The sequence below is a fragment of the Rhizobium sp. NZLR11 genome (assembly GCF_019685115.1).
Classification (GTDB): Bacteria; Pseudomonadota; Alphaproteobacteria; order Rhizobiales; family Rhizobiaceae; genus Rhizobium.
In genome coordinates, this window is the sequence record NZ_JABDWD010000006.1 from 45,912 (window position 1) to 67,251 (window position 21,340).

Below are 21,340 nucleotides of genomic sequence, written 5' to 3' on the forward strand. Positions count from 1 at the left end.
TTTTACGCATGTCGTTAGCGCCAAACCGCTGCACACTTTTGCGCGACATGCTCTAGTCGAAATCGATGGCATGCAACTGGCTGCCGTGCCGTTTCAGCCAGGATTTTGCCTCCTCCATGCCCGGGCAAAGCTTACGGCAGAGCGCCCAGAAGTGCGGGCCATGATTCATTTCCTTGAGGTGGGCGACCTCATGGGCGGCGAGATAATCGATCACCGAAGGCGGCGCCATGACGACGCGCCAGGAAAAGCTCAGATTTCCCTCCGACGAGCACGAGCCCCAGCGGCTGCGGGTATCCTTCATCGAGATTGAGCGGATCGGCGCCCGGATCGTTCCGGCATGCATCGTCGCCAGTCTTACGAGGTCGGCGCGCGCCTCTTTCTTGAGAAAGGCCGCGATGCGCCGTCCAACATGTTCCGCCATTCCGCTGACGCGCAACACCGGTCTGCCATCTATCAAAACCGCTTCCGTCAGGCCGCGCAAGCTGCCGGTATGCTGGATGCGATGGGACACGCCGCGAAAGAGAATTTCGCCGCCGTCGCGCAGGCCGGCATCGGTCGAAAACTTGGCAAGTTTGGTGAGCAGCCACCCCTGGTGCCGATCGAGAAATGCATTGACCTCGCGCGCCGCAAGGCCTTTCGGCACCGTCATCTTCAAGGCCCGGCCGCCCGGCTCTATGCGCAAGGTGATGCGCGTCGCACGGTCGTGCTGCTTGATGGTCAGCGGCATGAGCCGGCCGGCCACATCAAGCGTCCGCGTTTCGGGCGGAGCCGGTTTCCGGACTTTCGGCCTTGTCTTCAGAAGCGAGAACATGGTTGTTTTCTATCCGATTCGCCGGGGGAGCGGACATAGAAAAACCGGCATCGCAAGATGCCGGTCATCAATTCAGCGTTCAGGCCTTCATGGCGTCTGGTATTCGGCAACCGGGCCGTTGTCGTCACGCTTGGCGTTCCTGCGGTCACGCATGAAGCGATCGAACTCTTCCTGGTCCTTGGCGCGGCGAAGTTCGCGCATGTAGGCGTCGAATTCCTCGCGCATTTCGTCGAGCTTGCGGCGCTCTTCTTCGATCCGGTCGATCTCGGCCTTGCGCCAGTCGTCGAAGGCGACATTGCCGGTCGAGAAGTGCGGGCGGTGACGGCCGTTCGGACGGCGGCAGGAGGCAAAAAAGCCATCGGTCGCTTGGTTGACGTCACGCTTGAAGCCGCGCAGACGGTCGCCGAAGATGATGTAGGCAAGCATGGCAAGACCCAGAGGCCAGAAAACCATGAAGCCGAGAATCATCAGGGCAATGGTAGCCGGAGTCCAATCCGGTCGAAGCAATGCTGACTGGTTCATCGTGCGGGTATCCCTCGCTTTCCGCGCCCGGCAGGATGCCGAGTGCTGAAATCGATGTGGTTACCGCAACAATGGCCTTCAAGACGATTGCCCGCGAAATCGGACAAAGCCTTGAATCCATTTTACTAATTCAGCTGTCGCTGATTCAGGCGATGCGGCCGCCCTTGATCACCCGCGGGACCCGAGGCTTGACGACGGAACGGGAATGCTCTCGGACAAAATTGATGATGCGCGGCGCGATCTCGCGGCGGAACCGCGAGCCGTTGAAAACACCATAGTGGCCGACATCCGGCTGCAGATAATGCATGCGCATCTCTTCAGGAATGTTCACGCAGATCGTCTGCGCCGCCTTTGTCTGGCCGACCCCTGAGATATCGTCGTTCTCACCTTCGACGGTCAAAAGCGCAACGTTGCGAATTGCCGCCGGATCGACGCGTTTGCCGCGATGCATCAGTTCGCCCTTCGGCAGGGAATGCTTGATGAAGACCTGCTCGACCGTCTGCAGGTAGAATTCGGCGGTCAGATCCATGACGGCGAGATATTCGTCGTAGAATTCCCTATGTCTTTCCGGTTCGCCGTCGTTCTTCACGAGATGCATGAAGAATTCCTTGTGGGCGACGAGATGACGGTCGAGGTTCATCGACATAAAGCCCGAAAGCTGCAGAAATCCTGGATAGACCGGGCGCATGAAGCCTGGCTGCGGCCAGGGCACGTTCATGATGACATTGTCGGAGAACCACTGCAGCGACCGCTCCTGGGCGAGCTTGTTGACCGCCGTCGGGTTGATGCGCGTGTCGATCGGGCCGCCCATCAGCGTCATCGACGCTGGTGAAAGCGGATCGTTGGCTTCCTCCATCACCGCAGCGGCGGCCAGCACCGGAACTGAAGGCTGACAGACGGCGATGACATGCGTGTCGTCACCGAGGAAATGCAGCATCTCGATGACATAGTCGACATAATCGTCGAAATCGAACGTGCCTTCGGTCATCGGCACCATGCGAGCGTCGATCCAGTCGGTGATGTAGACATCGGCGCTCGGCAGCAGTGCCTCCACCGTGCCGCGCAGCAGCGTGGCATAGTGGCCGGACATCGGCGCGACGATCAGGATGCGCGGATCATTGCCGCGAGCACGCGGATCGTTGCGGGCGAAATGCAGGAGATTGCAGAAGGGCCGCGACCAGACGATCTCTTCGCGGACGGAAACCGTTCGTTCACCAATCGTCGTCTGCTTCAGTCCGAATTCCGGTTTGCCATAGCGGCGCGTCGTGCGTTCGAACATTTCGAGACTTGCCGCCATCGTGCGGCCAAACGGCGTGTGGGAAAACGGATTCAACGGATTGGCATAGGCAAACCGCATGATATCGGCCGCGGCGCGAAACGGCGCCATGGCGGCATGGTTCAATTCATAAAGCTGATAAAACATTGGAAGGCGCCACCTTTCTCTATCGAAAAGATGACGCCGATTGAGGGGCATCGGATCTTTCCGTTACGCGGGCACGTAACGCAGACTAACAGTTTTTTGTTGCACAGCAACATGGACGAACCAGACCCGCACAAGAAATGCCGGAGAATTGATCCCCGGCATGATAATCGACCTGAAAACTTAAGTTTCTCAACACGAAGCGTCGTTAACGATCCGCTATAAAGGTCTGCTTCTGCGTGCCGAGACCTTCGATGCCGAGTTCGACCACGTCGCCCGCCTTGAGATAACGCGGCGGCTTGAGGCCCATGCCGACGCCGGGAGGCGTGCCGGTCGAGATCACGTCACCGGGATGCAACGACATGAACTGGCTGAGGTAGGAGACGAGGAAAGCAACGCCGTACACCATCGTCTTCGATGAGCCGTTCTGCATCTTCTGGCCGTTGACCGTCAGCCACATGCCGAGGTTCTGCGGCTGCGGAATTTCGTCCTTGGTGACGAGCCATGGGCCGATTGGGCCAAACGTGTCGCAGGATTTGCCCTTCGTCCATTGTCCGGATCGCTCGGTCTGGAAAGCGCGCTCGGACACGTCATTGGAGACGCAATAACCGGCGACGTAATCCAGCGCTTCGGCTTCCGTTACATATTTGGCAGTCTTGCCGATGACGACGCCCAGCTCGACTTCCCAATCGGTCTTTTCCGAACCGCGGGGAATGATGACATCCTCGTTCGGTCCGACGATTGCCGAGGTTGCTTTCATGAAGATGATCGGCTCGGGCGGAACGGTGGCGCCGGTTTCGGCAGCATGATCCGAATAATTCAAGCCGATGCAGATGAATTTGCCGGTGCCGGCGACGCAGGCGCCGATGCGGCCGGGGGCAAGTTCCGGAAGGCTCTTCGGATCGATCGCCGCTATCCTTGCCAGGCCTGCCGGCGTGATCACCTCGCCGCCGATATCGGCGACGTGACCGGACAGATCGCGGATCTTGCCATCGGCATCGAGAAGCGCGGGTTTTTCATTGCCAGCTTCGCCAACACGCATCAGCTTCATGGGAATTCCTCCTCATCGAAAAACGAATTGCAGCCACCTATGAACGAATTATTCACCGGTGTCATTACGGCTTTGCCGCGAAGCGGTACGGCTTTCCTTGAATTCGGATCGATTTCGGCCCAAACCGCATGAATCGCGGCCTTATGCTTTGAAAATTTCTGCAAGGTCGGGACCGACGGGAACGATCTTTGTCGGGTTAAGATTTTCGATCGAGTAGTAGCCGCGCTTGATGTGGTCGAGGTTGACTGTTTCCGCGATGCCCGGCCAATCCAGCATGCGGCGGCAAAAAACGCGCAGGTTGGCATAGTCGGAAAGCCGGCGCAGATTGCATTTGAAGATACCGTGATAAGCGACGTCGAAGCGCACAAGGGTGACGAAGAGCCGGATATCGCTTTCGGTCGGATGCCCGGCGAAAAGAAAAGACCGATCCTGGAACTGCGGCTCGACCCAGTCGAGGCAGGCAAAGACCTCGGCGAAGGCTTCTTCATAGGCAGGCTGCGTGGTGGCGAAACCAGCGCGATAGACGCCGTTGTTCAGGGCCGGATAGATGCGGTCGTTGAAAGCATCGATCGCGCTGCGTCTTTCGGCTGGATACAGATCGATCGGATTTTTCGCTAGGTCGCCGAAGCCGCTGTTCAGCATCCGCAGGATATCGGCGGATTCATTGTTGACGATGGTCTTTCTCTGCTTGTCCCAGAGAACCGGCACGGTGGCCCGCCCGGTGAAACCCGGCGCCGTCCGCGTATAGATTTCGTGCATATAGGTCGCGCCGTTGACATGATCCTCCGTCGCACCGGGATAATCGCCGAAGCGCCAGCCCTGTTTTGTCAGCATCGGCTCGACGACGGAAACGGAAATGGCGTCTTCCAGCCCCTTGAGCGTACGGCCGATCAGGGTGCGCGAGGCCCAGGGACAGATATAGGCGACATAGAGATGGTAACGGCCGGCACCTGCTTTGAAGCCGCTCTTGCCCGTCGGCCCGGCGGCGCCATCCGGCGTCACCCAGTTGCGGAAACTCGAGGTCTGCCTGACGAAACCGCCCTTCTCGTCCTTTGCCTGAACGGGCTGCCAGTCCTCCGTCCATTTTCCCTTTACCAGCATGCGCAACTCTCCGATCGATTGACTGAAGGGTTCCTTATCCTGCTTCGCCGACGGCGTGAGGCCGCTTTTATGAAGACAGTCTGTACACCCCGACTGCGACGACGATGCGCTTGCCAAGCCTGTGATGCAGGAAATATGACTGGCTGCAGTCCAAGATGAGATGGAGTTCGACATGCACCTCTCCCAGGCCGTCGTGCGCACCGAACATGCAAGCCGCTATCTGCAGCAGCTCTGCAAACACTGGAGCCATAAATTCAGCGTCGATTTCGACCCGCACAGGGGCCGGGTGCCGTTCAGCGAGACGGCCGAGGTAACGTTCACCGCCGACGATGCGGCGCTGACCATAATACTTTCCGTCGCCGATCCCGCACGGCAGGCAAGGATGCAGGGCGTCATCGACGATCATCTGAAGCGCTTCGCCTTCCGAGAGGAACTCGACATCGTCTGGACGGACTGATCCAAGCCCCGATCCGAATTCTGCCTGCAACTCCCGGAACCAGCATGACAAAAAGCAACAGCCGCGAATCCCAATATCCAATCGATCCGATGTTTCTCGACCGCTGGTCGCCCCGCGCCTTCACCGGCGAAATCATCGAGGAGGCGCAGCTGCTGAACCTGCTCGACGCCGCCCATTGGGCGCCCTCCTCGTCCAATCACCAACCCTGGCGCTTCATCTATGCGCTTAAGGGTTCTGAGCATTGGGAGAAATTCGTGGCATTGCTCGTCGATGCCAATCAGGAATGGGCGAAGAATGCGTCGGTGCTGATCTTCGTCGTGTCGCGCAGCTTCACCGGCGCGGCCGGCTCTGCTGAGGAAAAGCCGAGCTATACCCATTCCTTCGACGCCGGTACTGCCTGGGGATATTTGGCGCTTCAGGCCCGTCTCTCCGGATTCTATGCCCATGGCATGGGCGGCATCAAACACGAGGAAATCAGCAAGACGTTTGGCATTCCCGAGGGCTACCGGGTCGAGGCCGGCGTTGCCGTCGGCCGCCTGGCCGACAAGAGCGTTCTTTCTGAGCGCAATCAAGCGCGCGAATTCCCCAGCCAGCGTAAACCGCTGTCCGAAGTTGCCTTCAACGGCCATTTCATCGCAAGCTGAGCTAAGCACCAACACGCAAAAACCCCGCCATCTCGGGACGGCGGGGTTTTTGCGTGTAAAAATAACAATCAGATATCGAGGTTTGCGACGCTTAGCGCGTTTTCCTGGATGAATTCGCGCCGCGGCTCGACTTCGTCACCCATCAAACGGGCGAAGAGGCCGTCGGCATCAGTTGCGTCGGGGACCTTGACCTGCAGAAGGGAACGGACGTTCGGGTCGAGCGTCGTTTCCCAGAGCTGTTCGGCATTCATCTCGCCCAGACCCTTGTATCGCTGCATGGTGAGGCCCTTGCGGCCGGTGGCAAAGATTGCGTCTAGCAGGGCCCGCGGGCCCGAGATCTCTATGTCGCCTTCGCGGCGGTGCAGCGACGGCGGCGTCTGATAGATTTCCTTGAGACGTGACGTCAACTGATCGATGTGTCGGGCATCCGAGGAACCGATCAGCGCCATATCGAGCACGACGATTTCCCTGACGCCGCGGACCATGCGTTCGAGCCGCAGACCGCCATCGCTGGCCAGATCGCCATGCCAGCCGCGTTCGGTTTCCTCGGCGATAATGTCGAGACGGCTTGCGACCTCGCTCGTCAATGCCTGTGCTCTTACGCGGTCGCTGACGAGTTCCGCATTGAGGGCACCGGCGATTGCCGCCTGTTCGACGACGGCGCGATTGTAACGCGAGTGGAGATTGTCGAGCAAAGCGCGCATGCGTAACGCGTCGAGGATGACCTCGCGCAGATCCTGGCCGGTGCGGACCTCACCGCTGCCAAGTTTCAGCGCGGCGTCTTCCAGGCCCTGGCTGATGAGATATTCCTCCAGCGCCTTTTCGTCCTTCAGATACTGCACCGACTTGCCGCGCGAGACCTTATAGAGCGGCGGCTGGGCAATATAGAGATGGCCGCGCTCGATCAGTTCCGGCATCTGGCGGAAAAAGAAGGTCAGCAGCAGGGTGCGGATGTGGGCGCCGTCGACGTCAGCATCCGTCATGATGATGATCTTGTGATAGCGCAGCTTTTCGACGTTGAATTCGTCCTTGCCGATGCCGGTGCCGAGCGCGGTGATCAGCGTGCCGATTTCCTGGCTCGACAGCATCTTGTCGAAACGCGCACGCTCGACATTCAGGATCTTGCCGCGAAGCGGCAGGATCGCCTGGTTTTCACGCGAGCGGCCCTGCTTGGCTGAGCCGCCAGCGGAATCGCCCTCGACGAGGAAGACTTCGGATTTTGTCGGATCACGCTCTGAGCAGTCGGCGAGCTTGCCGGGCAGCGAAGCGATGTCGAGGGCGCCCTTTCGGCGGGTCAATTCGCGGGCCTTGCGGGCCGCTTCGCGTGCGGCGGCCGCCTCGACGACCTTGCCGACGAGAATCTTGGCTTCGCTCGGATGCTCCTCGAACCAGGTGTTCAGCGCTTCGTTGACGAGACTTTCGACAACAGGGCGGACTTCCGAGGAAACCAGCTTATCCTTGGTCTGCGACGAGAATTTCGGATCAGGCACCTTGACCGACAGGACCGCCGTCAGCCCTTCGCGGCAATCCTCGCCCTGCAGCGTCACCTTTTCCCTTTTGGTGATGCCGGAACTGTCGGCATAGGATACGACTTGGCGCGTCAACGCCGCGCGGAAACCGGCCATATGCGTGCCGCCGTCGCGCTGCGGAATGTTGTTGGTGAAGCAGAGCACGTTCTCGTGATAGCTGTCGTTCCACCACATCGCCACTTCGACGGTGATGCCGTCCTTTTCGCCATGGATGGCAACCGGTTTATCGACCAGCGACTTCTTGGCGCGGTCGAGATAGGCAACAAAAGCCTCGAGGCCGCCGTCATAACGCAGTTCTTCCTGCTTGATATCGGAATGGCGCTTGTCGGTCAGCAGGATACGCACGCCTGAGTTCAGGAAGGCGAGCTCGCGAAGACGATGTTCCAGCGTGCCGTAGTCGAACTCCGTCATCGTGAAGGTGCCGGTGCTCGGCATGAAGCTCACTTCCGTGCCGGTCTCATTGGGGGCTTCGCCCGTGACCTTCAGCGGAGCATCGGCCACGCCGTGGGTGAAGCTCATTTCATGGATCTTGTCGTGGCGGCGGATCTTCAGCTTCAGCCAGACGGACAGCGCGTTGACGACCGAGACGCCGACGCCGTGCAGGCCGCCGGAGACCTTGTAGGAATTCTGGTCGAACTTGCCGCCGGCATGGAGCTGCGTCATGATGACTTCGGCCGCCGACACGCCTTCGCCGGTATGAATGTCCGTCGGGATGCCGCGTCCGTTATCGGTGACCGTCACTGAACCATCCGGATTGAGGGTGACGGTGACAATGTCGGCATGACCGGCAAGCGCTTCGTCGATCGCGTTGTCGACGACTTCATAGACCATGTGATGAAGGCCCGAGCCATCGTCGGTGTCGCCGATATACATGCCGGGACGTTTGCGCACGGCATCGAGGCCCTTCAGAACCTTGATGGAATCTGCGCCATATTCGGTGCTTACGCCGTTTTCCGTCGCGGATGTATCGCTCATTCTGTCGAGATTTTCCCTGTTGTCGTAAAGCTGCGGCGCGCCTTGCGAATCACCGGCTTTCTTCACTCTCGTATATAGGTTTTTTGAACCAACTTCCCAATGGCAGGCCCCCGAAACATGGCATAAAGCAGGGGATTATGACGCTTTTCCGTCGCCTTTGCCGTCATTTTCGAGAAGAGCCGATAACCGGCCTATCTTTGCACTGTCAAGGTTGCGAATCCGCCGCGCCAGCCGGTTGGCAAATTCGGTATATTCCGGAGGCAGGCCGGAGGTGTCGATCACGACGCGCGGGTCGGACGAGCGGGCGAGCAGAAACAGTTCCTCGGCTTCATCCCAGATGATGTTGAAATAGCCGGCGATGCGCTGCAGCAGATCGAATGTCGGCAAACCGCGCTTTCCATGTTCGAGCGCCGAGAGATAGGCGGGAGAGACATTCAACGCTTCCGCCATTTCCTTCTGCGAGACACCCTTGCGCGCTCTCAGCCGGCGAACCGCCTCTCCAAAGGGAGTCATGGTCTTTCCCCGTGCCGCCGCGACAGGCGAATGTAAAGCGCGCCCTCCCCGCCATGATGCTGTGCGGCCGACTCATAGGACGAGATCAGGTAGCGGAATTCCGGCTTCGAGAACCAGAGGGGAACGGCCCGCTTGAGCGCGCCGGCGCTGCCCATGGAGCTGCCTTTACCGGTGATGACCAAGACATGACGCATGCCGCGCTCGTGGGCGCGGATCAGGAAATCGAGAAGGATGACATGAGCTTCGCTCTGCACCAGCCCATGCAGGTCAATCCGCGCTTCGAGCGCCAGCCGGCCCTTGGCGATCTTGCGCTTGACCGGCTTTTCCAGCGGATGATGTACCCCGGCCGGCGGTTTCGATGTCGATGGTACGGTCGGCTGCGGCGGCATGGCCGGGGTGAGTGTCTGTTTTTGCTGTTCCCGTTCGGACGCCGCTTCGGCTTCGGCAAGAAACGCATCGAGCTCGGTCAAATCACCCGCCTTGCCGGGCATCGGTCGCGTGCTGCGGGCAACCTTGCCCCAGAGGATCCTCTCATCCGCACTGAGTTTGCGATCCTTGGCCATCAGGCGAATCTTCCGGCGGCGGCTTTGGGAATAAGGATGGTGAAATCGGCGTCGTTGCGGACGGTGCCGGCCCTTTCTCCCGCCATATCCCCCGAGCCGGTGAAGATATCGCCGCGTACCGGCCCGACGATTGCCGAGCCGGTATCGAGCGCCAGCATCAGCCGGCGGAAGGGCCGACCCTGGTCGAGATGGGTGTCGAGATGGGTCAGGCTTTCGGCGCGGATGAAAAAGGGAAAACCGAACGTATGGATCATCCGATCGACGGCAAGCGACCGCCCGGCGAGAAGCGGCACCTTGGCGGCTGCGATCGGACCTGCCTCAGGATCGGCGGTTCGCAGGCTGATGGCCCGCGAGGGCGTCTCGCGAAAGAAGATATAAGAGCGATTATGCCACAGCACTTCGTCGACCTGCTCGGGATTGCGCGCCAGCCAGGCACGGATCGTCTGCATCGAGATGTCGGCGCGAGCAATCTCGCCTCGGTCGATCAGCAGCTTGCCGACCGCCGAGAACGGATGGCCAGCCTTCGCCGCATAGGTGATGCGGCCAATACGGCCATCGCTGTAACGCAAACGGGCCGCACCCTGCACATGCACGAAGAAGAGATCGACCTTCGACTTCGCCCAGGCGATTTCGAGACCGTGGCCTTCGAGGAAACCCTGATCGATGGCGCAGCGGTCCGGATAGGCGGTGATGCGGCCGTCATGCAGACGGCCGAAAGCATAGGACCTGTCGAGCCCGGCGGGGCGATTGGTGTCGTCGAGATCGACCAGATCGTCCGGGCGCCTGTAGAAAGGGAAACGGAAAACCTCGTCCGGCCGCTCAGACACCTCGATATCAGGTTCGTAGAACGCGGTGACGAAGCCGGAATTGCCATCGCTGCGGCGGATCAGGAAGGGCCGACAGTGGGTCTCGAAAAAGGCGCGCGCCGACGATGGCGACGACGGCGTGAAATCTTCGGCGGCCACCAGCAGCGGAAGCAGGTCTTCCGAGCTCAGGCCAAGAGAACCGGTGCGGTAGGGTTTGACATCGGTGATCTGCCGACGGCAGCTTCGCATGCCTTCAAAAAGGCCGGAGGGATCATCATCCTTCCAGCCTTCCAAAGTGTCGAAGCTTATGGCCTGCAGGACGAAGTCCGATGCGTGGTCACTCATGTTCCGATTCGGTCGCCACGAGTTTCCAGTTCGGATCGCGCGAGCGGGTGTCGCGGGCGAAGGTCCAGAGGTCGTTGACCTCGGCGACGTTTTCGGCGTCGCCTTCGATCAGCACATCCGCCTTGTCGTAGGTGGCCGATATCAGCTGGCTGATGATACGAACGGTGATCTGTGCTTCGCTGCCCTTCGTCTCCGCATGGGTGATTTCGGCCTTGTCTATGCCGACGAAGGTGGACTTGACCTTCTCGCCCCGCGCTTCACGCTCGCCGATCGCAGCATCGAACCCGTCATAGACTTCGCGGGACAATAAATTCTTCAGCGTTTTCCGGTCGCCATCCGCATAGGCCATGACGATCATCTCGTAAGCCATGCGGGCGCCGTTGAGAAACTCCTTCGGGCTGAAGGCGGAATCGGCCTTGTTCAGCGCGCGCAGCGATTCGTTGAGTGGCGTTCCGGGTGCGGCGAAGGCATCGATGGCGGCGAAGCGATCCTCATCCTCCGTCGTCGTGTCGCGGCGCGGCAGCGTCACGACCTTGCCGGCATCGGCGGCTTCTGCCGGAGCCGCATCCCGCGGCGTATAGAGATCGCGCGGCGGCTTCTCATTTCCTGTGCGGCGCCCGAGCACGGCGCGGAGCTGAAAGAAAATCAGCACCGCCGCCACCAGGAAGAATAATGTGATGAAGTCGTTCGAACTCATATCGTATCGCAGCCACCGTTAACATCTCTGATTTGTACTCCCATATAGTCTGCCTATACAGATGATTCAAATGATGGCTGGCATCTTCGCCAGCGCCAAGAGGAGACCGGCAAGCCCGGGACATGACGACCATGCGTTTTTCGATCCTGCCAGCTTTCATTCTGCTGCTGCCACTCGCCGAAATTGCCGGTTTCGTCGTCGTCGGCCGGGCAATCGGATTGTGGCTGACGCTCGCGCTCGTGATGCTGGGCGTCGTTCTCGGGATGGTTCTGCTGCGCCGGCAGGGCATCGGTATTTTGCGCCGCATGTCGAGCGAAGGACGAAACGGGGTGATGCCGGGGCGCGACCTGTTGCGGCCGGCGATGAACGTCGTTGCCTCGCTGCTCTTGATCATTCCCGGCTTTCTCACCGATATCATCGCGATCCTCATTCTCATCCCGCCGGTGCGCGAGTTCCTCTGGCAGGCAATCGCCAAACGCTTCGTCGTCGTCAATGCCAAGGGCGGCTTTTCTGCCGGCCCGCAACCCGATTTCCGCGACCGCAAGCCGAACTCGAAGGTGGTCGATCTCGATGACGAGGACTATCATAGGGAGCCGGACCGCAACTCGCCGTGGTCCGGCAAACATCTCGGCGATTGAGGCGCTTCGACCGATCAACCGCGGCAAGCGCCCAGGGTTGTAAGCCCCTCCCTGAAATGTTAGATGGCGGCACCATTCCCATGCCCCTCGAGGAAAAGCCAATGGCAGACGATAACAACAGCAACGGTGCGGCCAGCCCCACCCTTTCGATCCTTGCGCAATATACCAAGGATCTCTCCTTCGAAAATCCGGGTGCGCCGCGTTCGCTGCAGGCCCGCGACAAGGCCCCGACGATCAACATCAATGTGAACGTCAACGCCAACCCGCTTTCGGATACGGATTTCGATGTCGTGCTGTCGCTGAATGCCGAAGCCAAGGACGGCGACAAGACGGTTTTCCATACCGAACTCGCCTATGGCGGCGTCTTCCGCGTTGCCGGCTTCCCGCAGGAACACATGCTGCCGGTTCTCTTCATCGAGTGCCCGCGCATGCTCTTCCCGTTTGCCCGCCAGATCATCGCCGACGTCACCCGCAACGGTGGTTTCCCGCCGCTGATGATCGACCCGATCGACTTCACGCAGATGTTTGCCCAGCGCGTTGCCGAAGAACAGGCCCGCGCCAAGGTAGAAGCGGTTCCGAACTGAGCGGATCTTTCATCTTGGAAATGTCGATGCCCGGGCTGGTCCCGGGCATTTTCAATTGAGGCTGGTTCAATTGAGGCCGGTTTAATTGAGGCCGGTTTAATTGAGGCTGGCGTATTTCGCCCAGATGCCTTTTTCACCAAGCTTGGCGACAAGCGCCTCATGCGCCTGCGCCTCGGATGGGCTCAGGCGGGGGCCAAGCGGGCGGGGCCGCTCAAGCACTCCGGCAATCACCACACCGTCTTCCTCCGCCCCATCGCCGCGGCCGTTCTGACCAGATGTAGCGCTCATGCTCAGGCCGAAAGCTGCCTGCCTGCCGCCGATCATCTCGATATAGACTTCGGCGAGCAGTTCGGAGTCGAGCAGCGCGCCGTGTTTGGTGCGGTGCGAATTATCGATGCCATAGCGCCGGCAGAGCGCGTCCAGCGAATTCGGCCCCATCGGATTCTTGCGCCGGGCCATCGACAGCGTATCGACGACCCGCTCCGGCAGGATCGGCGGCAAACCGATCCGCGCCAATTCGGCATTGATGAAACCCATATCGAAGGTGGCGTTGTGGGCAATCCACTTCGCATCGCCGAAGAAGGTAAGGATTTCTTCGGCGACCTCAGCGAAAGGCTTCTTGTCCTTCAGGAATTCATCGGTGATGCCGTGCACGGCGAGCGCATCCGGGTGAACCTTCTGATCGCCGGGATTGATGAAGATATGGATCACGTTGCCGGTCGGAAAATGGTTGAAGAGCTCGATCCCACCGATTTCGATGATACGGTCGGCGCGGTTGTCGAGACCGGTGGTTTCCGTATCGAAGATGATCTCACGCATTCCGGAAATCTCCCTTGGCAATCCGCGTTTTCAGGTCGGCGACGATATCGAGCACCCGTTTTTTCGTGACCGCGATCCTCTGGCTGCTGTCGATCAGATAATCCGCCCGGTGGCGTTTTTCCGTGTCCGGCGTCTGGCGTGAGAGAATCATCTCGAATTTTTCCTCGGTCATGCCTTCCCGCGCAAGCACCCTCTCGCGTTGAATCTGTGGATCGGCGCTGACGACGACGATGACATCCACTCTTTGCTCAGCGCCGGTTTCGAAGAGCAAAGGAATATCGAGCAATACCATCTCCGCGCCGGCAGCGCGCTGCCGCGCCAGAAATTCCGCCTCACGCTTGCGAACCAGCGGATGGACGATCGCTTCCAAGCGCTTGAAGCCATCCGGATCGAGAGCAAGCTGGCGGCCGAGTTCATGTCGGTCGACCGCTCCATCCTTCATCGTTCCAGGAAAAGCAGCATCCACCAGCGGTGCGGCCTCGCCGGTATAGAGATCGTGGACCACCGCATCAGAATCGTTCAACGGGATTCCCGCCTCGGCGAAGAGCTTTGCCGCCGTCGATTTTCCCATGGCGATGGAGCCGGTAAGACCAATCGTCAGCATCAGTGAGCTTCCATATCGGCGATGATGAGTGCACGCAGTGCCGCGTCGACGACGGGACGCCGGCCGAACCATTTCTCGAAGCCGGGCACGGCCTGATGCAGCAGCATGCCGAGACCATCGACGATGGAAAATCCCTGCTCTTCCGCCTGTGCCAGGATCGGTGTTTTCAAAGGGACATAGACGATGTCGGTCACGACGGCATCGTCTGAAAGCGGCGTGAAGTCGAGTTGTGGCGCCGGCTCGCCGTCCATGCCGAGCGAGGTGGTGTTGATGAAGAGGCCGGCACCCTTCATGACTTCGGCAAGTGCTGCGGCCGGGTGGGCATAAACCTTCGGGCCAAAACGATCTGCCAGTTCACGCGCCCGTTCGACGGTGCGGTTGACGACGTGGATCTCTCTGAAACCGCGGTCACGGACCGCCTGGATGATCGCCCGGCTGGCGCCGCCGGCGCCAAAGACGACCGCCGTCTCATGCCGGTCCCAGCCCGGATGGCGTTCGTCGAGATTGGCGATAAAGCCGCGACCATCGGTGTTCGTCGCGTGCAGGGCGCCATCCTCCAGCCAGAGCGTGTTTGCGGCGCCGAGCTCACGCGACAGCGCGTCGGGTTTATCGGCAAGCCGGAATGCCAGTTCCTTGTGGGGAATGGTGACATTGCCTCCGGCAAAGCCGGAACTGCCATCCTTCAGCGAACGGATGAAATCGGCAAAGGCCTCGGGGGCTACTTCATGCGCGCAGTAGCTGCCTGGCAGGCCGAGCGTCTTTAGCCAATATCCGTGGATCAACGGCGAGCGCGAATGCTTGATGGGAAAGCCCGTGACAAACGCTTTCGGCCCGAATGTTTCACGTGAATCACCCATCGATCGCTCCGAGGTCTCGCAATTTTTCCAGAAGCGGCAGCATCGGCAGGCCGAGAATGGTGAAATAATCCCCCTCGATCTTCTCGAACAGCTGAATGCCCTCCCCCTCCAACTGATAGGCGCCGACGCTGGAAAGCGCCCGTTCGCCGACCCGCGCCAGATGTCTGGCGATGAAATCCGCCGCCAAGGGCCGCATCGTCAGCTCCGCATGGGCGAGATGTTGCCATAGGACCGCGCCGTTGCTGACGATCGCGACAGCACTGTTCAACCGGTGGGTTAGGCCGGACAGGGCCTGAAGGTGGTTGGCGGCGTCGACCATATCAAGCGGCTTGTGGAAGACGCGGTCGCCGAGCGACATTGTCTGATCCGAGCCGATGATCAGTCTATCCGGAAAACGGCTGCTGACATCCTCGGCCTTGGCCTTGGCCAGGACGAGGGCCACCGCATCCGGCTTGGCGCCGGCTTCTTCCAACGGCGCTTCGACTGCCCGTTCATCGATGCTTGCGGCATGCGCCTCGAAGGATAGACCGGCATTTTCCATCAGCATCCGCCGAAAGGGGCTTGACGATGCAAGGATGAGTTTCTGCGTCATGGGTTCCTCGGAGTGCCGGCTGCCGGTCAGCGCTTAGCGCAGCTTTGGGCGCAGGGCAACGATGGCCGCGGCGGTTTCCTCGATTGAGCGGCGAGTGACGTCGATCAACGGCCAGTTATGGCGAGCGCAGAGCGAGCGGGCATATTTCAGCTCCTCGGAAATCGAAGCGCGATCGGTATAGTGTTCGCGATCGAAGCCATGCGTGGCGCCGAGTATGCGATTTTCCCGCACCTGGGAAATACGGTCGGTGGTGGCGATCAGGCAGACGATCAGCGGTTTGGTGGCGATGAACAGGCTCTCTGGCAACGGCACACCATAGACGATCGGAATGTTCGCCGTCTTGATGCCGCGGTTGGCGAGGTAAATACTGGTCGGTGTTTTCGAGGTGCGGCTGATGCCGATGATGACGACATCGGCATCGTTATAATCATCCGGCATCTGACCGTCATCATGATCCATGGTGAAATTCAACGCTTCGATACGCGCGAAGTAGCCGGCATTCATCACATGCTGGGCTCCGACCCGACGGCTTGATGGGGCACCGAGATAGATCTGGAACGCATTCATGACCGGCTCCAGCACATTCACCGAGGCAACGCCCATCTCGACGCAGCGCTCATCGATCAGGCTCGCAAGCTCCCGGTCGACGATCGTATAGAGCACGATGCCCGGTGCATCGTCGATCGCCTGCAGAACCGGCAGCAGCTGCTTGCGATTACGGATCAGCGGATAGACATGTTCGATCGGCTGGGCGGATCGGAACTGTGCCGATGCGGCGCGGCCGGCGGAGATCAGAGTCTCTCCCGTTGAGTCAGAAATCAGATGCAGATGAAAGAAGTTCGTTCTGTTCTCCACGTTATTTTCCGCTGCCTGTTGAAAAGACTGGATGAAACAGAGCTAAGGCGGCGAGGCAGTGTCGGGCAAGGGAAAACATGGCTGCTTATCCACATTTCGAATTTTGCGGATCGGTTTCTGCCGGCTTTGTGGAAAACGGGGAACAGCTGGATTTGTCGAGAACAGGTCCACAGTTTATCCACAAGCATCGGGAAAATCGTCCGTCCGCAAGGATCTGAAATCATTTTCAGATTCAGCTTCTCCCCGGACTTTTGGCCAAATGACAAAATCCTTCCGATGTTTTTTGCCCGCGCGCGACAAATGGCATCGGCGGTGGATGGATTTTAATCCTTGATAGACACCGACTCTAAGAAATAGAAACCTTTTAAAATATCTTTGATTTTTTATAGGGAAGAAGCGCTTGAACGACACGCGCCGAAAGATCATGAGGGTTCTCGAGGGCGAAAGCCTCTCCCCTCCTCCCCTCTGGCTGATGAGGCAGGCGGGACGTTATCTCCCGGAATATCGGGAGACGCGGGCAAAGGCAGGAAGTTTTCTCGATCTTTGCTATACGCCCGATTACGCCGTCGAAGTGACATTACAGCCGATACGCCGCTATGGCTTTGATGCGGCCATCCTGTTTTCCGATATCCTCGTCATCCCCGATGCAATGAAGCGGAATGTGCGGTTCACGGAGGGCCGTGGCCCGGAGATGGATCCGATCGATGAAGACGGTATCGGCAGGTTGAATGGGGAAGCGGTTGTCGATTATCTCAGCCCGGTTCTGGAGACGGTGCGACGGCTGCGAGAGGGGTTGCCAGCCGAAACCACCCTGCTCGGCTTCTGTGGCGCGCCCTGGACGGTTGCGACCTATATGATTGCTGGACACGGCACGCCGGATCAGGCCCCTGCCCGTCTCTTCGCCTACAGGCATCCCCGCGCCTTCGAACATCTGCTGATGCTGCTTGCCGACGTCTCGGCCGATTATCTCGTCGCTCAGATCGATGCCGGCGCCGACGCTGTGCAGATCTTCGATTCCTGGGCTGGCGTTCTCGGCGAGAGAGAGTTCGAGGCCTTCGCGATCAGGCCGGTTGCGCGAATGATCGCTTCGGTCAAATCCCAGCGACCGCACGCCCGCATCATCGCCTTTGCCAAAGGTGCCGGCTACCAGCTGAAGACATATCGGCAGAAAACGGGCGCGGATGCGATCGGTCTCGACTGGTCGGTGCCGTTGGCCTTTGCCGCCGAACTTCAAAAGGACGGACCGGTTCAGGGCAACCTCGATCCAATGCGCGTCGTTGCCGGCGGCCGGGCTCTGGAAGACGGTATCGACGATATTCTGCAACACCTCGGCCACGGGCCGCTGATCTTCAATCTCGGTCATGGCATCACACCGCAGGCCGACCCCGAGCATGTGCGCCGGCTGGTCGATCGCGTTCGGGGCGGCTGGATGCGAGGCGGGAAGTGATGATGGAAAAGCAGACCGATCGCAGGGCCGGCAGCTACGCCCGCCGGCGTGCGCATTTTGCGCTGGCCTTCTTCGCGCTGATGGCGGTCGGACTTTTTGCCTGGAACCCGGATAATCTCTATCTCTGGATCAAGGCGCTGCATATCATCGCGGTGATTTCCTGGATGGCCGGGTTGTTCTACATGCCGCGGCTGTTCATCTATCACACCGATGCCGAACCGGGTTCGGTGCAATCGGAAACCTTCAAGGTGATGGAACGCCGGCTGCTTCGAATCATCATGACGCCGGCGATGATGTTGACCTGGATTTTCGGCCTCTATCTCGCCTGGTCTGTCTATGGATTCCAGGGCGGCTGGCTGCATGCCAAGATCGGTCTCGTCGTGCTGCTGACCGGTGTTCATATGTTCTTCAGCCGCGCCGTCAGAGCCTTCGAACGGGACGAGAACCGCCGCTCCGCACGCTATTGGCGGTTCATGAACGAGGCACCGACACTGCTGATGATCGCAATTGTGATTCTCGTCGTGGTGAAGCCGTTCTGAGGCAAACTCGCCTCCCGGTTAAATTTGCTTCATTTTAAGCAGCCCTCTTGCGGCGGCGATTGCGAGTCGCTATTTTCCGCGCATCTCATCTACGTGGCATGTGTGTAGAGTTCAGTCGTTTGCGAGCCCTTCGCAGTACCGAATACGACCCAACATCGCCTTCCCCCTTCGAAATTGAAAAGAGTATTGGTCACTTCATGGCTGAAATGAAGCTTCAGGAACTCAAGAGCAAATCCCCGACGGATCTTCTGGCTTTCGCCGAATCGCTCGAGGTCGAGAATGCCAGCACGATGCGCAAACAGGAATTGATGTTTGCCATCCTCAAAATGCTTGCTAGCCAGGATGTCGAAATTATTGGTGAAGGCGTCGTCGAAGTGCTGCAGGATGGTTTCGGCTTCCTGCGTTCCCCTAATGCAAACTACCTGCCGGGTCCGGACGATATTTATATCTCTCCGTCGCAGATCCGCCGTTTCTCGCTGAAAACGGGCGATACGGTCGAAGGCCCGATCCGCGGGCCGAAGGAAGGCGAGCGCTATTTCGCGCTGCTCAAGGTCAACACCATCAATTTCGATGATCCCGAAAAAATCCGTCACAAGGTTCATTTCGACAATCTGACGCCGCTCTATCCGAACGAGCGCTTCAAGATGGAACTCGATATCCCCACCACGAAAGATCTGTCGCCGCGTGTGATCGACCTGGTGGCGCCGCTCGGCAAGGGTCAGCGCGGATTGATCGTCGCACCGCCGCGCACCGGTAAGACCGTGCTGCTGCAGAACATCGCCCATTCGATTACCGCAAACCATCCGGAATGCTATCTCATCGTTCTGCTGATCGATGAACGCCCCGAAGAAGTGACCGACATGCAGCGCTCCGTCCGCGGCGAGGTCATCTCCTCGACCTTCGACGAACCGGCTGTGCGTCACGTCCAGGTGGCCGAGATGGTCATCGAGAAAGCCAAGCGCCTTGTCGAACATGGACGCGACGTTGTCATCCTGCTCGACTCGATCACCCGTCTGGGCCGTGCCTACAACACCGTCGTTCCCTCCTCAGGCAAGGTGCTGACCGGCGGTGTGGACGCCAACGCACTCCAGCGGCCGAAGCGCTTCTTCGGCGCGGCGCGTAACATCGAGGAAGGCGGTTCGCTGACGATTATCGCAACGGCGCTGATCGATACCGGCAGCCGCATGGACGAAGTGATCTTCGAAGAATTCAAGGGTACCGGCAACTCCGAAATCGTCCTCGATCGCAAGGTCGCCGACAAGCGCATCTTCCCGGCGATGGACATCCTGAAGTCCGGCACGCGTAAGGAAGACCTGCTTGTTCCACGTCAGGATCTGCAGAAGATCTTCGTGCTCCGCCGCATTCTCGCGCCGATGGGCACGACAGATGCAATCGAATTCCTGATCGACAAACTCAAGCAGACGAAGACCAATTCCGACTTCTTCGACTCGATGAATACGTAGTCCTTAGCCGGATTCATCTAGAGCGCCTCCGATTGATGCGCCTTAGATGCATGGCGTTATCCTGGAACCGGCACACGCTTCCGGATGACATGCGTTCATGAGAGCTGGAGGCATTGTCATGATGTCGCCAGCTTTTTCTATTTGAGAGGATCGATTCAGATTCCAACCGACGGAACAGCGACAAGGCCATGGCGAACGATACGATATATGCGCTCTCGAGCGGTGCCCCACCGTCGGGCGTTTCGATCGTTCGCATCAGCGGCCCGTCGACTAGGGATCTGTTGACCGAGCTTGTCGGATCGGTTCCGGCAGGCCGATATGCGACCTACCGAACGATTCGGATTCGTAACAAACAGCCGATCGACAATGGCCTGGTGCTGTTTTTTCCTGGCCCGCACTCGTTCACCGGCGAGGACGTTGCCGAGTTGCAGATCCATGGCAGCAAGGCCGTGCTGGCGGCGCTATTTCACGCCCTTGCCGATGTTCCAGGTGTTCGCATGGCGGTCGAAGGTGAATTCTCGCGCCGGGCTTTTGAAAATGGCAAACTTGATCTGGTCGAGGTCGAAGGGCTTGCCGATCTGATCGGCGCCGAAACCGAGATGCAGCGACGCCTTGCGATCGAACAGAGCGCCGGCGGGCTTTCGGCTATTTACGATTCGTGGGCGGAACGATTAACCCGTGCCAGGGCGTTGGTCGAAGCGGAACTTGATTTTCCCGACGAGGACGACGTTCCCGGTTCGGTGTCCGATATGGTCTGGACCGATATGGAGACGCTTCGGCGCGATATTGAACATCACCTGGCAGCGGCTTCGGCCGGCGAGGTTATCAGGGATGGCTTCAAGGTCGTCATTGCCGGCGCCCCGAATGCGGGAAAATCCAGCCTGCTGAACGCTCTGGCGCGCCGCGACGTGGCGATCGTGACGGAGATGGCCGGAACTACGCGCGATGTCTTGCAGGTCGATCTCGACATTGGCGGCTACCTGATAAAGCTCTACGACACTGCGGGCCTGCGAGAGGCGGATGACAGGGTTGAAATAGAAGGCGTGCGCCGCGCCCGCCTTGCACTGCGCGACGCTGACCTCGTTCTGTTGCTCGTCGACATGGTCAACCCCGTCGTCCCTGATGACTTGGACCCGGCGTCTTCGCATGTTACGGTCGGCACGAAGAAGGATCTTATTGATACCTCGGATCATTACGATCTGCAGATCTCGACGGCGACAGGCGATGGCTTGCCGGAATTGCGGCGGTTGATTGGCAACATTGTTGCCGAGCGTTTTGGCGGTCTGTCCATGGCGATCCCCAGCCGCCAACGGCATAAGGATTCGCTGGCGAAATGTTTGTCGGCGGTAGAGGCAGCGATTTCGGAAACAAACGTGAGTCTTGAGCTACGTACCGAGCAGCTTCGAATTGCCGCCGAGTTTCTTGGCAGAATTACCGGCAGAGTGGATGTCGAACAGTTGCTCGGGGTGATCTTCTCGGAGTTTTGTATCGGCAAATGATTCACGTGA

The 21,340-nt window shown here is 59.3% G+C and carries 24 protein-coding genes; 9 read left to right on the forward strand and 15 right to left on the reverse strand.

Annotation, left to right across the window (positions count from 1 at the left end; all coding sequences use genetic code 11):
• Positions 1–52: 52 nt before the first annotated feature.
• The 5 genes from HJB83_RS12295 to HJB83_RS12315 all read right to left on the reverse strand — a co-directional run bounded on the left by HJB83_RS12295 (position 53) and on the right by HJB83_RS12315 (position 4,905).
• On the reverse strand, positions 53–811 hold the full coding sequence (locus HJB83_RS12295) for a M48 family metallopeptidase (RefSeq protein WP_207582332.1): 759 nt from the start codon (positions 809–811) through the stop codon (positions 53–55).
• Between the two features lie 87 nt (positions 812–898).
• The gene (locus HJB83_RS12300; protein WP_207582331.1) at positions 899–1,333 is read right to left on the reverse strand and encodes a DUF2852 domain-containing protein; all 435 of its coding nucleotides are present in this window, start codon (positions 1,331–1,333) and stop codon (positions 899–901) included.
• 145 nt (positions 1,334–1,478) lie between these two features.
• Positions 1,479–2,756, reverse strand: coding sequence for a polyhydroxyalkanoate depolymerase (locus tag HJB83_RS12305; RefSeq protein WP_207582330.1), 1,278 nt, complete (start codon positions 2,754–2,756; stop codon positions 1,479–1,481).
• Between the two features lie 205 nt (positions 2,757–2,961).
• On the reverse strand, positions 2,962–3,804 hold the full coding sequence (locus HJB83_RS12310) for a fumarylacetoacetate hydrolase family protein (protein WP_207582329.1): 843 nt from the start codon (positions 3,802–3,804) through the stop codon (positions 2,962–2,964).
• Between the two features lie 141 nt (positions 3,805–3,945).
• Positions 3,946–4,905, reverse strand: coding sequence for a glutathione S-transferase family protein (locus tag HJB83_RS12315; RefSeq protein WP_221131582.1), 960 nt, complete (start codon positions 4,903–4,905; stop codon positions 3,946–3,948).
• Between the two features lie 172 nt (positions 4,906–5,077).
• Between HJB83_RS12315 and HJB83_RS12320 the strand changes: the two genes are divergently transcribed.
• Together HJB83_RS12320 and HJB83_RS12325 are read left to right on the forward strand one after the other, a co-directional pair.
• Positions 5,078–5,362, forward strand: a complete 285-nt coding sequence (locus HJB83_RS12320) for a DUF2218 domain-containing protein (RefSeq protein ID WP_221131583.1) — start codon at positions 5,078–5,080, stop codon at positions 5,360–5,362.
• 44 nt (positions 5,363–5,406) lie between these two features.
• Positions 5,407–6,006, forward strand: coding sequence for a nitroreductase family protein (locus tag HJB83_RS12325; protein ID WP_221115382.1), 600 nt, complete (start codon positions 5,407–5,409; stop codon positions 6,004–6,006).
• Positions 6,007–6,074: 68 nt separating this feature from the next.
• On the opposite strand, the gene gyrB is transcribed toward HJB83_RS12325, so the two are convergent.
• The 5 genes from gyrB to HJB83_RS12350 all read right to left on the reverse strand — a co-directional run bounded on the left by gyrB (position 6,075) and on the right by HJB83_RS12350 (position 11,434).
• On the reverse strand, positions 6,075–8,510 hold the full coding sequence (gene gyrB / locus HJB83_RS12330; protein ID WP_221131584.1) for a DNA topoisomerase (ATP-hydrolyzing) subunit B: 2,436 nt from the start codon (positions 8,508–8,510) through the stop codon (positions 6,075–6,077).
• Positions 8,511–8,645: 135 nt separating this feature from the next.
• Positions 8,646–9,023, reverse strand: coding sequence for a helix-turn-helix domain-containing protein (locus HJB83_RS12335; protein WP_207582325.1), 378 nt, complete (start codon positions 9,021–9,023; stop codon positions 8,646–8,648).
• Positions 9,020–9,586, reverse strand: a complete 567-nt coding sequence (locus tag HJB83_RS12340) for a Smr/MutS family protein (protein WP_207582324.1) — start codon at positions 9,584–9,586, stop codon at positions 9,020–9,022. Before HJB83_RS12340 ends, HJB83_RS12335 begins: the two co-directional genes overlap by 4 nt.
• Positions 9,586–10,737, reverse strand: a complete 1,152-nt coding sequence (locus HJB83_RS12345) for a murein transglycosylase A (protein WP_207582323.1) — start codon at positions 10,735–10,737, stop codon at positions 9,586–9,588. Before HJB83_RS12345 ends, HJB83_RS12340 begins: the two co-directional genes overlap by 1 nt.
• Positions 10,730–11,434 (reverse strand): Tim44/TimA family putative adaptor protein, encoded by a 705-nt coding sequence (locus HJB83_RS12350; protein WP_207582322.1) that lies wholly within the window; start codon positions 11,432–11,434, stop codon positions 10,730–10,732. Before HJB83_RS12350 ends, HJB83_RS12345 begins: the two co-directional genes overlap by 8 nt.
• Before the next feature lie 131 nt (positions 11,435–11,565).
• On the opposite strand from HJB83_RS12350, the gene HJB83_RS12355 reads away from it, so the two are divergent.
• Complete coding sequence (locus tag HJB83_RS12355) at positions 11,566–12,072, forward strand: FxsA family protein (protein ID WP_311044053.1); 507 nt, start codon at positions 11,566–11,568, stop codon at positions 12,070–12,072.
• 101 nt (positions 12,073–12,173) lie between these two features.
• Positions 12,174–12,656, forward strand: coding sequence for a protein-export chaperone SecB (gene secB / locus HJB83_RS12360; RefSeq protein ID WP_054185477.1), 483 nt, complete (start codon positions 12,174–12,176; stop codon positions 12,654–12,656).
• Positions 12,657–12,752: 96 nt separating this feature from the next.
• Here secB and dnaQ read toward each other — a convergent pair whose 3' ends face one another.
• From dnaQ to HJB83_RS12385, 5 genes are read right to left on the reverse strand one after another with little or no spacing between them, the layout of a single operon-like run.
• Positions 12,753–13,475 carry a DNA polymerase III subunit epsilon gene (gene dnaQ / locus HJB83_RS12365; protein ID WP_221131586.1) on the reverse strand — a complete coding sequence of 241 codons (723 nt, stop codon included), beginning with the start codon at positions 13,473–13,475 and terminating at the stop codon, positions 12,753–12,755.
• Positions 13,468–14,079 (reverse strand): dephospho-CoA kinase, encoded by a 612-nt coding sequence (gene coaE, locus HJB83_RS12370; RefSeq protein WP_207582319.1) that lies wholly within the window; start codon positions 14,077–14,079, stop codon positions 13,468–13,470. Before coaE ends, dnaQ begins: the two co-directional genes overlap by 8 nt.
• Complete coding sequence (locus HJB83_RS12375) at positions 14,079–14,936, reverse strand: shikimate dehydrogenase (protein ID WP_221131587.1); 858 nt, start codon at positions 14,934–14,936, stop codon at positions 14,079–14,081. The genes coaE and HJB83_RS12375 overlap by 1 nt, the downstream gene beginning before the upstream one ends.
• On the reverse strand, positions 14,929–15,528 hold the full coding sequence (locus tag HJB83_RS12380; RefSeq protein ID WP_207582317.1) for a Maf-like protein: 600 nt from the start codon (positions 15,526–15,528) through the stop codon (positions 14,929–14,931). The genes HJB83_RS12375 and HJB83_RS12380 overlap by 8 nt, the downstream gene beginning before the upstream one ends.
• 33 nt (positions 15,529–15,561) lie before the next feature.
• A complete protein-coding gene (locus HJB83_RS12385) occupies positions 15,562–16,383 on the reverse strand; it encodes a pyruvate, water dikinase regulatory protein (protein ID WP_207582316.1) in 822 nt (273 codons plus the stop codon).
• Here HJB83_RS12385 and HJB83_RS12390 point away from each other — a divergent pair.
• From HJB83_RS12390 to mnmE, 5 genes are all read left to right on the forward strand, one after another.
• Positions 16,351–16,710, forward strand: a complete 360-nt coding sequence (locus HJB83_RS12390) for a hypothetical protein (RefSeq protein ID WP_259671328.1) — start codon at positions 16,351–16,353, stop codon at positions 16,708–16,710. The genes HJB83_RS12385 and HJB83_RS12390 overlap by 33 nt on opposite strands.
• A gap of 73 nt (positions 16,711–16,783) precedes the next feature.
• Positions 16,784–17,830 carry a uroporphyrinogen decarboxylase gene (gene hemE, locus HJB83_RS12395; RefSeq protein WP_207582315.1) on the forward strand — a complete coding sequence of 349 codons (1,047 nt, stop codon included), beginning with the start codon at positions 16,784–16,786 and terminating at the stop codon, positions 17,828–17,830.
• A gap of 2 nt (positions 17,831–17,832) precedes the next feature.
• Positions 17,833–18,369, forward strand: a complete 537-nt coding sequence (hemJ, locus tag HJB83_RS12400; protein ID WP_207582314.1) for a protoporphyrinogen oxidase HemJ — start codon at positions 17,833–17,835, stop codon at positions 18,367–18,369.
• 197 nt (positions 18,370–18,566) lie between these two features.
• Positions 18,567–19,832: a transcription termination factor Rho gene (rho, locus tag HJB83_RS12405; protein ID WP_207582313.1), complete on the forward strand. Its 1,266-nt coding sequence runs from the start codon at positions 18,567–18,569 to the stop codon at positions 19,830–19,832.
• 188 nt (positions 19,833–20,020) lie between these two features.
• On the forward strand, positions 20,021–21,331 hold the full coding sequence (gene mnmE / locus HJB83_RS12410) for a tRNA uridine-5-carboxymethylaminomethyl(34) synthesis GTPase MnmE (RefSeq protein WP_207582312.1): 1,311 nt from the start codon (positions 20,021–20,023) through the stop codon (positions 21,329–21,331).
• Positions 21,332–21,340: the final 9 nt, after the last annotated feature.